Source organism: Erythrobacter sp. SDW2 (assembly GCF_021431965.1).
Lineage (GTDB): Bacteria > Pseudomonadota > Alphaproteobacteria > Sphingomonadales > Sphingomonadaceae > Parerythrobacter.
In genome coordinates this window covers 1,129,937-1,143,650 of sequence record NZ_CP090370.1, presented here as the reverse complement: position 1 = coordinate 1,143,650, position 13,714 = coordinate 1,129,937, and the positions used below count along the sequence as shown (strand labels likewise).

Annotated in this window: 9 protein-coding genes; all 9 read right to left on the bottom strand. The window is 66.6% G+C overall.

The features are described 5' to 3' along the window. Window positions 1–7: 7 nt before the first annotated feature. Entirely contained in the window at window positions 8–133 is a 126-nt protein-coding gene (locus LY632_RS05510; protein WP_234092804.1) for a DUF2474 domain-containing protein, read from the bottom strand. Further along, entirely contained in the window at window positions 133–1,134 is a 1,002-nt protein-coding gene (gene cydB / locus LY632_RS05505) for a cytochrome d ubiquinol oxidase subunit II (RefSeq protein WP_234092803.1), read from the bottom strand. The genes LY632_RS05510 and cydB overlap by 1 nt, the downstream gene beginning before the upstream one ends. Further along, complete coding sequence (locus tag LY632_RS05500; protein WP_234092802.1) at window positions 1,124–2,581, bottom strand: cytochrome ubiquinol oxidase subunit I; 1,458 nt, start codon at window positions 2,579–2,581, stop codon at window positions 1,124–1,126. The genes cydB and LY632_RS05500 overlap by 11 nt, the downstream gene beginning before the upstream one ends. A gap of 74 nt (window positions 2,582–2,655) precedes the next feature. Beyond that, on the bottom strand, window positions 2,656–2,910 hold the full coding sequence (locus LY632_RS05495) for a hypothetical protein (RefSeq protein WP_234092801.1): 255 nt from the start codon (window positions 2,908–2,910) through the stop codon (window positions 2,656–2,658). Then, complete coding sequence (locus LY632_RS05490; protein WP_234092800.1) at window positions 2,907–3,455, bottom strand: hypothetical protein; 549 nt, start codon at window positions 3,453–3,455, stop codon at window positions 2,907–2,909. The genes LY632_RS05495 and LY632_RS05490 overlap by 4 nt, the downstream gene beginning before the upstream one ends. After that, window positions 3,452–8,422 carry a DUF4157 domain-containing protein gene (locus LY632_RS05485; RefSeq protein WP_234092799.1) on the bottom strand — a complete coding sequence of 1,657 codons (4,971 nt, stop codon included), beginning with the start codon at window positions 8,420–8,422 and terminating at the stop codon, window positions 3,452–3,454. The genes LY632_RS05490 and LY632_RS05485 overlap by 4 nt, the downstream gene beginning before the upstream one ends. Then, window positions 8,419–9,954, bottom strand: a complete 1,536-nt coding sequence (locus LY632_RS05480; RefSeq protein ID WP_234092798.1) for a DUF4157 domain-containing protein — start codon at window positions 9,952–9,954, stop codon at window positions 8,419–8,421. The genes LY632_RS05485 and LY632_RS05480 overlap by 4 nt, the downstream gene beginning before the upstream one ends. Further along, window positions 9,951–11,870: an ATP-binding protein gene (locus LY632_RS05475; protein ID WP_234092797.1), complete on the bottom strand. Its 1,920-nt coding sequence runs from the start codon at window positions 11,868–11,870 to the stop codon at window positions 9,951–9,953. The genes LY632_RS05480 and LY632_RS05475 overlap by 4 nt, the downstream gene beginning before the upstream one ends. A 64-nt stretch (window positions 11,871–11,934) precedes the next feature. Then, window positions 11,935–13,713 carry a hypothetical protein gene (locus tag LY632_RS05470; RefSeq protein ID WP_234092796.1) on the bottom strand — a complete coding sequence of 593 codons (1,779 nt, stop codon included), beginning with the start codon at window positions 13,711–13,713 and terminating at the stop codon, window positions 11,935–11,937. Window position 13,714 lies beyond the last annotated feature (1 nt).

Here is a 13,714-nt window from a genome sequence, read left to right as displayed (position 1 = left end):
TGTCCGCTCACGGTGCCAGCCACAACCGCAGGATATATCCGACAGCTCCCAGCACGACGACGCTCATGGCCCAGATCGCCGCCATCCACGCGAGGCGTTTCCAGAGCGGCGTTTGTGGTTCGATTTGCTCCATCAATGATAACCCTCCACCCCGACCTTGCCGCGGAACACCCAATAGCTCCACGCGGTGTAGCCGAGGATCAGCGGCAGGGTCAGCCCGACGCCGATCAGCATGAACACCTGACTGCGATAGGGCGCGGCAGCGTCCCAGATGGTCACGCTGTCGGGCACGACATGCGGCCACATGCTGACCCCCAGCCCGGCCATGCCGAGCAGGAATAGCGCGAGGCTCATCAGGAACGGGATGGCGTCCTGCCCCTTTGCCAGCCCGCGGAACAGGAAATAGCTGGCGATGGCGGTCAGCAGCGGCACCTGGCTGGCGAACAATATGCTGGGCATTGTGAACCACCGGGCGAAATATTCGGCCTCGAGGAACGGCGTGTAAAGGCTTACCGCTCCCAGCAGCGCCAACGTGGCGATGGCGGCGCGTACGGCGAGCTTGCGGGCATGCGCCTGTCCCTCGCCCTCGAGCTTCCACACCAGCCAGGTGCTGCCGAGCAGCGCATATCCTGCCACCGTGCCAAGTCCGGTCAGCAGCGTATAGGGCGTCAGCCAGTCCCACCAGCTGCCGGCATAGGCGCGGCCCACGACCTCGATCCCCTGCAGCAGCGCGCCAAGCGTCATTCCCTGCGCCATGGCGGCGATGAAGGATCCGGCGGTAAAGGCGAAATCCCAGATCGCCCGATGGCCCGGATCACGCCAACGGAACTCGAACGCCACCCCGCGGAATACCAGCCCCAGCAACATGGCAGTGATCAGCGGATAGGTCGCGGGCAGGATGATGGCATAGGCCAGCGGAAACGCTGCAAACAAGCCGCCGCCGCCGAGCACCAGCCAGGTCTCGTTGCCGTCCCACACCGGGGCGATCGAGTTCATCGCCTTGTCCCGCTCCGGCCCGACCTCGAAGGTCGGGAACAGGATGCCGATGCCGAGGTCGAACCCGTCCATCACCACATAGGCGAACACGGCAAAGGCGATGATGAAGGCCCAGACGACGGTGAGATCAATTGCCATCGGTCGCCTCCTTCTTGCCAGAGGGCAGGACATCGGGATCATGGCCGGGATTCTGGGTTGGCCCCGGGGTGATGCCCGCCGTGCGGACAGGTCCCTTCTCGGTCCGCTTGACCCCCAGCTCGCCAAAGTGCGGCGGCTTCTTCATCAGACGCAGGATATACCAAGTGCCGACACCGAAGACCGCAAAGTAAACCACCACGAAAGCCATCAGGGACGCGCCCACTGCCGGTGCATCGAGCGGGCTCGCCGCATCGGCGGTGCGCAGCAGGCCGTAGATGACGTAAGGTTGGCGGCCGACTTCGGTGGTGATCCAGCCTGCGAGCACCGCCACGAAACCTGACGGCCCCATCGCAATCGCGGCGCGGTGCAGCCAGCGCCAGTCATAGAGCTTGCCGCGCCAGCGGGCGATGAGGCTCCACAGGCCGATGCCCAGCATCGCAAAGCCGATGCCGACCATGATGCGGAAGGCCCAGAACACGATCCCGACGGGCGGTTCCTCGTCATCCGGAATGGTATCGAGCCCGGCCAGTGGCGCGTCGGGATCATGCTTGAGGATCAGCGACGAAGCCTTTGGAATCTCGATGGCGTATCTGACGGTCTTGGCCTCGCTGTCGGGAATCCCCAACAGGATCAGCGGCGCACCGTCGGGGTGGCTCTGGAAATGCCCTTCCATCGCCATGACCTTGGCCGGTTGATGCTCGAGCGTATTGAGACCGTGCATATCGCCAAGGAAGATCTGCAACGGGGCGACCAGCGCGGCCATCAACATCGCCATGGAGAACATCTTGCGGGCATGCGGGTTGGCGCAGTCCTTCAGCAGATGCCAGGCCCCGACCGCGCCGACCACGAAGGCGGTGGTCAGGTAAGCAGCGGTAACCGTGTGCAGCAGTCGGTAAGGGAAGCTGGGATTGAAAACGATGTCCCACCAGCTCTCTCCGGGCAGGAACTGGCCGTTGGCGCCCATCTCGAACCCGGTCGGGGTCTGCATCCAGCTGTTGACCGAAAGGATCCAGAAGGCGCTGACGAAGGTCCCGACCGCCACCATCAGGGTCGCCATGTAGTGCAGTTTGGGCCCGACCTTGTTCATCCCGAACAGCATCACGCCGAGAAAGCCCGCCTCGAGGAAGAAGGCGGTCAGGACCTCGTAGGCCATCAACGGCCCGATCACCGGCCCGGCCTTGTCCGAGAACACCGACCAATTGGTACCGAACTGGTAGGACATCACGATCCCGCTCACCACGCCCATGGCAAAGGCGATGGCGAAGATCTTGAGCCAGTATTTGAACAGGTCGAGATAGAGCTGCTTGCCGGTCTTGAGCCACAGTCCCTCGAGCACCGCCAGAAAGCTGGCCAGCCCGATCGAGAAAGCCGGGAAGATGAAGTGGAAGCTTACCGTGAAGGCAAACTGGATCCGGGCGAGCACCAGCGCGTCGGCTTGATCGAACATGGCTGGACCCTAGGGCATCGCCCCCGTCATGGCCATTGCAACAAATGCCAGAGGTGTGTCGCGCCGTGCGCCGGTCAGCGGCGGTCCTTTAGGATAAGCACCACTGCCACGGCCACGATTAGGATAACCCCGCCTCCGACCCAGGGGATGAACGGTGCTACATCCTCGGACGAGACGCGATCCCCACCCCCGACGCGAACGACAAGACCGAACACGAAGATCACCACCGCCACAGCGATGGCATAGCGTGGGAACGGAGGCAGTTGCCGCAGGTCGATGCGGTGTCGCCCGTCCTTGTCGCGGGTGTGGATGGGTTTGCGGGGGGTCATTTTTCGGGCAGTTTCAGGTCGTATGCAGGGGGTGATTGTTCGGCGGTCGTAGCGAGGCGCTTGCCCGCCTTGAGCATTTCCATGGCTTCCGGTCCCACCCACCACTGCTTCACTTTCTTGAAGCCTGACTTCTTCAACGCTGCGGCGAAGGATTTCAGCAGCTCCTTGACGACTGGGTTGTCATGCATGCTGTCCATCAGGCCGGGCAGGAGTGTGCCGGTCGTCCAAAGGCCGCCAAGACTCAGGATAACGGCCTCTTCATTGTCGGCGCTGACCAGGTTCCAGCGCTTTTGACCGTCCGGGGCGGCGTCGCTGCGGATGTTGTTCTTCGTATCACGGCGAGAAACAAGATAGGCCTTGGAGCGGCTGGCGGTCTCGTGGGTGGCAAGACCCGGCTCGGGGATTTCATCCGACTCAAGATAGATCGCGCGATTGGGGGTGGTTGTAACGCCCATCTCGACAAATTTTACATCGAGCTTGCTCTCGAACTCCGCCAGCGCCGGGGAGATATCTGCCGGGGTGGCAAAGAAATGCACCTTCATCATTCATCTCCTTTCGGCTCGATCCTGATGGCATCCTGTGGATAGCGGCCACCCTTGGGCACGATAATCAGCACATCGTTGGGGAAGGCTTCCCGTATCCGGTCTGCTGCCGCACTCTCGCGATCAGTCGGTGTCTTGCCATCAGTCGTATCGACCGTCTGAACCCTAACTGTTCTGCCGGTGGAGTCGATAGCCGTGATATCAACGAACGTTGCGGAGCCATCGCCGATACCGGGAATGAACTCTTCGGGTCCGAGACCGCCACCGCAGCGTTCGGGGAAGGTGCAGTTTTCACCGGCCAAGGCCTGCGAGATATCATAGTTTTGCCGACGCGTTTCGGCGTTGCCCCAGCGCCCTCCGGTTTCCCTCAGATAGCGCTCGGTAAAGGGCGTCATGTTCTCCGGATCGACATCGATTCGGCGCGGTGTCGTGCCCTCGACCCCGACAATCGTGCCGCCGCGCACATTGACGGGCGGCAATGTCTCGGTTGCCCCACGTGGCCGGTCGACCCGCGCGATCGGTCCGGTGTCGCCTCCACCCTTGCGCACCACGGTGTAGCCCAACGCCTCAAGTTCAGCGATCAAGGCATCCTGATTCCCGGTGTCCTTGGCTTCGTCGATCCTCCGTGCGATGGCATCGGCGGTCTCCCGAACCTGATCTTCCGGCGACTTGGGTGTCGAAGCCTCCACTTCGCCCTCCGGCTTCGGCGTTGCCGGTTCCACCTCGCCTTCAGGCTTCGGAACAACACTTTCCTCGGCCCCGTCGCGTGGCGGGTTGACGTCGGTTTCGCCATCTGTGCCGTTCTTGGGCGGGGCGGTTTCCTCACCAGAGTCGCCGCGCGGCGGGTTGGCTTCCGGGCCATCCTCGCCGCCGGTCTTGGGCGTCGTGCCGTCGCCGCCGGCGAGCACCGCGTCGACCTCTGCTTCGAGTTTGGGGTCGCCTGCCAGCCCCTCAGGTGGGATGGTACCGTCACCATCCGTCGGGCCGCAGGTGTTGTTCGAGATCCGGCAGGCCGAGCCCATTTCTTCGGAGCGGATGTAGGCCATGTCGTTGTCGAGACGGGTGATGTCGTCGAAGCCCGCATCGCGCAGCGCCGGGTCGGTCACATCTTCGCGCGGGGCGCTGTTGGCCTGATCGGCCTCGGCGCGGCGTTCGGCGGGGGACATATCCTCCATCGGCTTGCTGCCCGCGCTCTCGCGCAGCGACGCGGGGTCTTCACCGTCGGGACGCGGAGCGGCGGGGTCGGAGCCTTCCTGCGGCCGCGCTCCCTCCGTTTCGCCATCGGGTCTGGGGGTAGCAGGTCCCTCGCCATCGGGCCGAGGTGCAGGGCCGCTCTCGCCATCGGGGCGTGGAGTTGCCGGATCACTACCAACCGGCGCGCGGCCACCTTCGGCGTCGGCCGTCGGCACGCGCTCGGGCGTATCGGGCCGCGCGACCGCACCGCCGCCATCGACCGTTGGCGAAGGGGTCGGCGCGGCGGTCGGCTCACCCGGATCGGTCCTTGCACTGGCGTCGCTGTCGCCGGTCGCGTCGGAGCGCGGCTGCGGAGGTTCAGGCGGTGTCGTGTCCAGCGGTCGGCTGGGCTCGGGCGGCGGACCCTCGACCGGCGCGGGCGGGCGGACTTCAGCGGCGGGAGCATCGGTATTGGGAGTCGGCGCGTCGGGCGTCGGCGTGTCAGGCGGCGGCGCGCCGCCATCGTCCCTGACCACAGGCGCTTCGGGTGCCGCCGCATCCGTACGCGGGGCCGCGTCGGGAGCGGGGGATGCGGGAGCGGCGTCGGCATCGGCAGGCCGGGGCGCGCTGCCGTCCTCCGCTCGCGGTGTGCTCCCACCCCCTCCCCCTGTGGCATGGGCGTGGACGCCGTGGGCCATCCTCGCCACACCAATGACGCCTGAGATATCAGGCCCGGTGACGACCTCGATGGCCGCACCTTTGAGCCCCTCAAGCACCTCCTGCTGGGCCACGGTGCGCATGCCATTGGTGGCGATATCATCGAGCATGCCGGGTCCGCCCTTGGCCGCCAGATAGGCCGTGCCCATCTGCATCCCGATCTCGCCCACCTGGCTGAAATCGCTGCCCAATTGCTCGGTGTTGACGACCAGTTCCTCGGCTGTTTCTGCCGTCATCACATCAACGATGTTCTTGATGATCAACAGACCCTGGAACAGCAGCGCCAGCTTGCCGACGGCAATGGTCCAGCCGCCGACAGTGATGCCGGTGCTGGTACACCACGCAATGATCGGCGTCAGCGCCGGCGCGAGCGTGAACCAGCTGAGCACGATGGCCGCCGCCATGATCGCCACCGCGACCCCGAGCAGCGCCACAATCGAGCCGAGGATCACAGTAATCCCGGTGGCAATATCTGCCGCCGACTTGAGCAGATTGCCGAGCGGATCGCGCGACCACTGGTCCATATCGAACAGGTTAAGCGTGCCCGAAGCGACCCGCGACAACCCGCCCATGATCCCGTTGAGCGGCCCGCGCGGATCGATGATGTTGAGCAACGCCGTGCCGACGCTCCCTGCCGAGAAGTCAGGCCATTTGATATTGGAGGCGCTGGCGAAGGCGTCCTGCATCATGAAATCGAGCGCAAGGCCGGCCTTGTCGAGCCCGTCCATCTCGTTGAAATTGCCGTAGGTACCGTCCTGGATCGCACGGATGCGGTTGCGCCGGGCCTCTTCCGCACGGGCAGCGGCAGCGGCCTGTTCGGCGCGCTGCGCCTCGGTCAGCGGCGGGCCCATGGAGAAGGTCGGCAGTTCGACCTTGCGGCGCCCTTCGTACCCGCGCGGGGCGAAGGCCGGGGCAGCGGCTGCCGGAGCAGCGGCGGGAGCAGGCGCTGCCGGATCTTCGGTGCGCTGGATGGCTCCCTGCGCCTGGCCTTGGTTCTGTTCGGCAAGGGTTTCCGATCCTGGCACCCGGCCCATGTCGGAGACATACTGGTCCTGCACCTGGAGCAGCCGCGCGGCCATGGTGTCGACTCGCTGGTCGGCGGCGGCAGCAGCATCGTCGAGCCGCTGTGCTTCGGCCTCGGCGGCATCGGGTGTGCCGGTGAGCGGAGCAAGTTCGCCGCGCGCCTGCTCGGCCTGCCCGTCCATCTCCACCAGCTTGGCATCAGTTTGCTCCGCCGACGAGCGCGCCTCGTCGATGGTCGCGCGGGCCTCGGCGTTCTTTTCGGACGCCTGCGCTGCGTCGTCCTGCAACTGTACCGCGCGCTGCTGGGTCCCGGTGGTGGCCTGATCCATCGAGGCGGCATCGCCCGCGACAGAATTCATCTGGCCGCTGTTCTGCTGCTGCTCGGCAGCGGCATCGGGATCGGACGACTGGTTGGCCGAGGCCTGCGCCGCCGTGTCCGACGCTTCCGAGGCCATCGGGCCGCTTTCGCCCTGCGCTTCCTCGGACTGCGCCTGCACGCCCGGTGCCTCGGCAGCCACGGTCTGCGCCTTGGCTTCGGACGTCGCATGGGCATTGTCGGCTTCACTCAGCGCTTCGTGGCGGACCTCCATATGGCCGTGCGCAGTGGTCAGCCCCGTCTCCGCTTCGGCGACATGCTGGTCGACCAGCGCCAGATTGCCGCGCAGCACGATGGCATTGGCGCGCTGCTGCTTGGCCTTGCGGCGCAGGCCATAGGCCGCCTCGCGGGAGACTTGCAGCATGGCCGCAGTGGCCTGCACCATCGCTTCGGCCTGCGCCTCGGGCGGAAGCGGGTTGCCGTCGCCATCGACCGGCTGGGCAATCGGCGGCGCTTCGACGGGTTCGGGGGCTTCGGGCTCGGGCAGGCTGGCGACTTGCGCCACGGCCTCGCCCACCGGATCGGCGGCGGCGGGCGGGGGAGCAGCTTCGGCAGAGGAAGCGTCGGGGGCTTCGCTCTGGCCTTCGACCATCGGTTCGGACGGGCTGTCGACTTCGGCCTGGACCTCGCCTGCCGCCTGGGCGATGCCGGGTGCCTCCTGCGTGGCGCGGTCGGTATCGGGCTTGGCCTGGCTTTCGAGCGGTGCTGCCTTGGCGCGCTTTTCCGCTGGATCGATCTCGGGGACAGGCTCGTCCTCGTCGCGCTCACCCTGATCCTCGCGCTCGGACTCGAGCTCGCCATCGATGCGTGCTTGCGGGGCGGCACCGTCCTCCGGATGGCGATAGTCGGCCGGCGCCCGCTGGACCAGCGCCGGGCCGGTCCCTCCACCGCTGCCTTGCTGAACGGTATGAGTGGCTTCATGCGCCATCAGCGCCGTATCGCTGCTGCTCTGGCCCGGACCGAGCCAGATGTGGTTGCCGTGGGTGAAGGCCTTGGCACCGATGGAGCTGGCCGCTGCCGCCGCGTCGCCACCTTCGTGGACCCTGACATGACCGAGGTCCTGGCCCAGCTCAGTTTCGATGGGTGCGCGGGTGCTGTCTGGGATTGGCGAGCCCGATCCCGGCCTGGCCACCGCTTGAACGACGCTTGCGGTCGGCTTGGGCGTGGTGCTGCCGCTTTCCTTGCGCTGGACCTTGGCCGCGCACGACGGGCAAGTGCCGCCGTCCTCGCTGTCACCGCCACAGCTGGCGCATTTGCGCTGGACCGGGGGTGCAGCGCTGCCTTTCGAGACAGGCGCAGACGGCCCCCCTGATATCACCGCCGCGGCAACGCGGTCCGCCTCCTGCTCGAAGCTGTCGCCGGGCGTATTGATCTCCAGCTTGGCCTGGACCGGGGCACCCGCCTTGTCCTGAAGCTCCTCTTCCTCATCCTCGGCAGGGAAAGGGTCCTGCGGCAGTCGCTGGATCGTCGCGTCGGGTAGCGGCTCCTCTTCCTCGATCTCCGGCTTGCCGTCGAGCGGAGCGCGCTGGAGGAAGGCCGGCGCGCCGCCTCCGCCCGCGATGCCGCCCAGATAGGCGGGCATGCCGACGTTGGCGACCGGGTCAGCGTCCGGCCTTGCAGCCTTGCCCGCCTGCTCGCTGGTTTCCGCCGGCTTCTTCTTCAGGGCCGCGGCCGCACTCATGGCGGCAGGCTCCGCACATTCTCGAATGTCACCGTGACCTGCCGGTTGGCGTGGAAGCTGCCTTCCGTGTCGCGCAGGGTCGGATCGGTGCTGCCGCGAGCCCGCGAGGCATTCGCGCCCGTCTCGTCGCGGTGGATCCGGTCGGCCGGGACGCCCATCGACAACAGCTGCGTGTGGACCGAATTCATCCGTTCCAGCGCCAGTCTGCGATTGCTTGCGCCACCCCCCCCTTGCATGTCGGCCGAAGCAGTGAGCGTGATGTCGACTTCCGGGTTCTCGGTCATGTAACTGGCCGCGTCGCTCAGCTTGCCCATTTCGCTTTCGGTCGCGACGGACTCGTTGTAGCCGAAATAGACGATCACCGGATCGTGGACGTAGAAGGCGCGGAAGTTGCCCAGTGCCTCGTCGAAAGCCTCCGACCGGAAGCTCTCGTCGCCACCCGAGGTGGTGATCTCCTGCACATCGAACCATTCGTTGCTGGTTCCGGTGGTGCCATCGGTCTCGAAACCCCAGCGCACCGCACCGTAGGCCACCTGGCTGTCCCGCCCGTAGGCGACCGTCTCGAATGAGAATCGTCCAGGGAAATTGGCCCGCGGGAAGTCGCCGAGATGCGCCGAATGCTGGTCGTTGTCGGCCCTGTTCCAGCCGAACCGATGGCGCGAACTCGGGTCCTCGGCATCATTCCCTGTGAAGCCCTGCCAGTACCAGGGTTCGGTGTTGCGATCGGCCGGCAGATTGCCGTGCAGCATATCGACGAAGCTGCCTTCGGAATTCTTGACGTGCTCGCGATTGGCCTCGGCGCCGGTCCAGGTGAAATCCGGGTCGCCCGGCACGGAGGTCTGTTCCAGATCGGCGGTCTGGATGAAGCCGATGCGGTTGGCATAGGGCGCCGTGGTGTGGGGCATGAACTCGATATCGGCCAGCATGCCGTGGGAAATCGAAGCCCCGCTGCCCTGGGTTGCAGTGACGAGCGAGATATCCATCAGGCCGAGCCCGGTTTCCTCGCCCGCCGCGCCGATGCTGACATCGAACTGCGCACCCTCGGCACCGAAACGGCGTTGCTGAGCGACATGGGTCAGCTCGTGCCCGAGCAGCTCGCCGGATAGACGACAACCCGGAGCGAAGTGGATCGCGTTGCCAAAAGTCATGGCATTGGCTCCGAAAGCAGCGACCAATTCGCTGTTTTCGGTCACCCGAACGTCTCCGAAATCCATCCCAAGGCGCTTTTCCGTCGGGGCGCGCTCGCCCTCGCCCAGCGTCCGCCCCCGCTCCTCACCCGCCTGCATCGCACTCGCGGCCGCGCGGCCCATCGGGGTCGCGACCGGCGCTTCGCTAACTTGCCGGACATCGCCGCTGCGCGCTTCGTGTTCGGATGACGACGAGATGTCGGCCTCGCTCGGCTTGGGCCGGGCGAGATAGCGCGGCATGCCCCGGCCCATCCCCGACCGCGACGGCCCCTGTTCGCTCGCATTCCCGCGCTTGCCCTTGCGCCGCCCCCTGTGCCGCGTGGGCGCGTGCGGACGCGCGCTCATGCCGCTTGCCCGCGCATGATCAATTCGGGCGGGACAGTCAGCCCGAGCTTGCGATACTCGGAGCGCAAGCCTTCGAGCACTTCGCCATAGCCGATCACCCCGCCGCCCTGACCGGATTGCGAGCGGGCCAGCACGGCCGCCATCAGCACGACATTGCGGATATGTCCGCCGGTGAGATCGGCAAAGGCCGCCAGCCGCCCGAGGTCGGACGGTGTCAGGACATGCGCCGTGCCGAGATGCGCCAGCCACAGCGCATAGCGCTCCTCGACCTCGGGCTGGTTGAAATCGACGATCGCGTCGATCCGGCGGGTAAAGGCCTCGTCGAAGCGGTTCTTGGCGTTGGAGGTCAGCAGAACGATGCCGGTAAAGGTCTCGATCCGCTGCAGCAGGTAATTGGTCTGCGCGTTGGCGAAGCGGTCGTTGCTGTCGGAAATGTCGGTCCGTTTGCCGAACAGCGAGTCCGCCTCGTCGAACAGCAGGACGAGATCCTGCTCCTCGGCCTTGGCCAGCAGGGTGGCGAGGTTCTTCTCGGTTTCGCCGATGTATTTCGAGCTGACCGCCGCCAGGTCGACCCGGTAGAGCGGCAGCATAAGCTGCCCGGCCAGCCAGCTCGCCGCCAGCGTCTTGCCGGTCCCCGAAGGCCCTGCGAAGAGCGAGCGGACCCCGGTCTTGTAGCGCGCCTGCATCGCCCCGCCGAGGTTGGCGGTCAGCTTTTCGCGCGCACGGCAGCGGGCGAGCAGATGGCCGAGATCGCGCCGCAATCCCGCGGTAGTGATCATGCTGTCGTCTGAAATCACGTCATGGACCGGCTGCGCGAGCGCGCCGAGGCCGGGGCCATCGGCGCACCAGATAGCCGCGCGCAACGCCTCCCGGTCAGGCTCGGCCTTGCCGCTGATCAGAGCCTGCGAGCGGGCATGGCGGCAGATTTCGGCGATCCGCCCGGCGCTCTGCAAATGCTCACGCCCCAATTCCGCGCAAAGCTCGGCGTCGGCGAAGCCAGCCTGCCACAGCGCCGCGCGCTCCTCCGGCTCGGGCAGGGGCAGGCGCCATTCGGTGATGCTGCGCGCGGGATCGCCGACCCCGCCTTCCGGTCCGAGGCACGCCAGTATGGGGCCCGCGTACCCGGGGAGAGCGGGAAGAGTTTTATGCTCGCCAGGTGCAACTTCCAGTTCGAATACGGGCATCAGCCCGGCCGCCGCGAGAAACGGCCCGAGTCCGCCGGTCTCGGCAAGGTCCAGATCGAACAGCGCGGCTGTGCGTCCCGTTGCGGCGGCAATTCGCGCGGCGACCTCGCGCCGGTCGGCCTTCGACAGGCTGCGCAGGACCAGCAAGGTCGCAGGCTGCTCGGCAAGTCCGCGGGCGACCGGAGCGAGGGCCGCGACAAGGCTTTGCGGCCAGGCGGCATTCGCTGGCGGAGCAAATTCGATCAGGCCGGGCCAGTGGGGTTGCGCGCCGGCAAGGCAGGCGGTCATGGCATCGCCAAGCCAGATCGGCCGCTCCGGGATCGGGCCGCTCTCGCCCATCCGCAGGAGCCCGGAGCGGACGGCTTGTCCCGCCGCCAGCGCAACCATGTCACCATCGGAGACCAGCCCCGAAGTGATGCTCGCCACCAGTCCCAGCGTCGGACGCGAACCCCCGACAGGGGCCTGGAGGTAAGTGACGCAGCGGCCCGCCATCGGATCGCTCTCCACCGCCAGCACCAGGCCGAGCGCGGCGCGTTCCTGCGGCGAGAGATCGAGCGCCTCCGCCACGAGGCCGAGCGGGTTGCCTGCCTCACGCGCGTCTGCCGCCGCCAAGGCCGCGACATGGTTGCTGCCGATCCGCGCTCGGGCGGTCTTGAGGAACTGGGCCTCCGCAGTGTCCTCGCCGCCCGGCGGCAAGGCGGCACCGAGCAGGCCGAGTGCAAGCTCGACCATGCTCGGTGCCCCAATCGTCGCAAACGGAGCTGCCGGAATTGAAGTGGCCGGCACAGGAGCAGCCTCAGCCGGCATCGGTTTCTCCGAAGTCGTAGTGGATCGTCACCACTCGCCACAGCCATGGGCACCAGCCGGGGCTGAGGTCGAGCGCCCAGCGCCGGACCGCCAGATCGATGACCGAAGCATCGAAAGATATGTCGAGATGCGTCGCGGTATGGGCGAGTTCACCACTGCGTTGAACCAATTGTGCCATTCGCAGACGCGGGCCGAAGCGCAGGTATCGGCGCATTCCCATCTCGCAACTGGCGAGCATCGCAGCGTTCGACCATGGTTCTGCAATGGCACGCCCGACGCGCGGTCGCCCCCTCAGCAGGCTGCGGATTTCACGCGGGGCCCGCCCCTGCCAGCAGGCGATGACCAGGCGCTCGGACCGCGCCATGCGCCAACCCCGATACCCCGCGATCAGGGCAACCCGAACCGGCCCTGCTATCTCGCCAAGCATTTCCTCGGCGAGAGAGAACTGCATCGGCTCCTCCTCGCCCTGATGCTGGTCTCCCAACGCATTGAGGAAGCACTGGACCGGGTCTTCGGGGTGCAGCGCAAACCGCCCCACCACCTGTGCCAACAGGTGCTGTCCAGTGCCTGCCAGCAAATGCTCGTCGTGATTGAGCCAGCGGCCGTAGCTGCGCTGGATCAAGGCGACGAGACAGGCGATGCCGGCATGGCGGGTCGGTTCGAAGGCAGAGTGCCGAAAACCTGCAGGAGACGCTTCTCCTGCCCCGCACTCCGATGGCCGGGGTTCGATCTCCAGCCTCTCGGCAGCAGTGCGCTGCGCGACTTCAGGCAGAACAGCCGCATTGCTCGATTGCCTGTCTTCAGTCGGGATGGACGCGGTTGCCACCATTTGCACCAATTGAGCGATGGTCATCTCCGGCGAGTATCCTGCCGGCAGCTTCCGCAAGGCCGTCGACCGGCATTCGATCAACTCAGCCAGGTTCTGGAGCGGCGGTGGCGACGCCTTCGCCCAGACCCGCTCGCTCAAGACCTGCTCGAGCAGTGCGGCGATCAGCGTCGCTCGCCTCGCCGCAACGGGGCGACTGTCCTGCCCAAGATGCAGCGCTACCGCGAGCGGTAGGATTTGCGGCGCAAGGTCGACCTCCCGGTGCAAGCGCCGCCACAAGGACTGGAAAGGAGCACTGTCGGCAAGGGTCCACAGATCCTGGCTGAGCTTCGACACCCCGCGAACTGTGACTGGGCGCTTGCCGATATCAGCAGTGTCGACGCACATCGCGGCCATAACGAGCGCGCACAGCGGAGCTGACCAACTCGACACCACCTCCGGCAATGCGGCACCAAACGCGCGCAAGATCGCCCTGACTGCCGGTCCCGCCTGCGCCGTATCCAACTGCCGCAAAACCAATTCCGCCGCCAACTTCCCGCGCGAGGCGAACAGTGCTTCGCCCAGCACTGCGCGCCATGGCCAGCTCTGCGGAATGGCTCGGCTCGAGCCGATGCAACGGGCAAGGTGCACAAAGGGGTAAAGCGGATCTGGAAACAGCACCGCGTCGCTCGTTTGCTCCCGCGTGGAAACGAACTGCCCGGCCTGCCGCACCGCATCGCGCAGGATTGCCGCAAGCCTGCGGTTGACCATGGCTTGGTCGCGCCGGGAGGCGATCGGGCCGAGATCGATCTTGCGGACCACCAGCAGACCGCGCTGGACCGCCGGACCGGCAGCCGAAAGCTGGGTGCGGAAGGCATCCTCGACGGTGCTCTGCACCAGCGGCACCGCGCGCCGCCCCTGCGCCCTGATGCGCAGCCGCTCGATCCGGACGCCCTCGCGCACC

Coding starts and splice junctions, on each gene's coding strand:
- LY632_RS05510 (WP_234092804.1), bottom strand. CDS start 133: ATGGAGCAAATCGAACCACAAACGCCGCTCTGGAAACGCCTCGCGTGG.
- cydB (WP_234092803.1), bottom strand. CDS start 1,134: ATGGCAATTGATCTCACCGTCGTCTGGGCCTTCATCATCGCCTTTGCC.
- LY632_RS05500 (WP_234092802.1), bottom strand. CDS start 2,581: ATGTTCGATCAAGCCGACGCGCTGGTGCTCGCCCGGATCCAGTTTGCC.
- LY632_RS05495 (WP_234092801.1), bottom strand. CDS start 2,910: ATGACCCCCCGCAAACCCATCCACACCCGCGACAAGGACGGGCGACAC.
- LY632_RS05490 (WP_234092800.1), bottom strand. CDS start 3,455: ATGATGAAGGTGCATTTCTTTGCCACCCCGGCAGATATCTCCCCGGCG.
- LY632_RS05485 (WP_234092799.1), bottom strand. CDS start 8,422: ATGAGTGCGGCCGCGGCCCTGAAGAAGAAGCCGGCGGAAACCAGCGAG.
- LY632_RS05480 (WP_234092798.1), bottom strand. CDS start 9,954: ATGAGCGCGCGTCCGCACGCGCCCACGCGGCACAGGGGGCGGCGCAAG.
- LY632_RS05475 (WP_234092797.1), bottom strand. CDS start 11,870: ATGGTCGAGCTTGCACTCGGCCTGCTCGGTGCCGCCTTGCCGCCGGGC.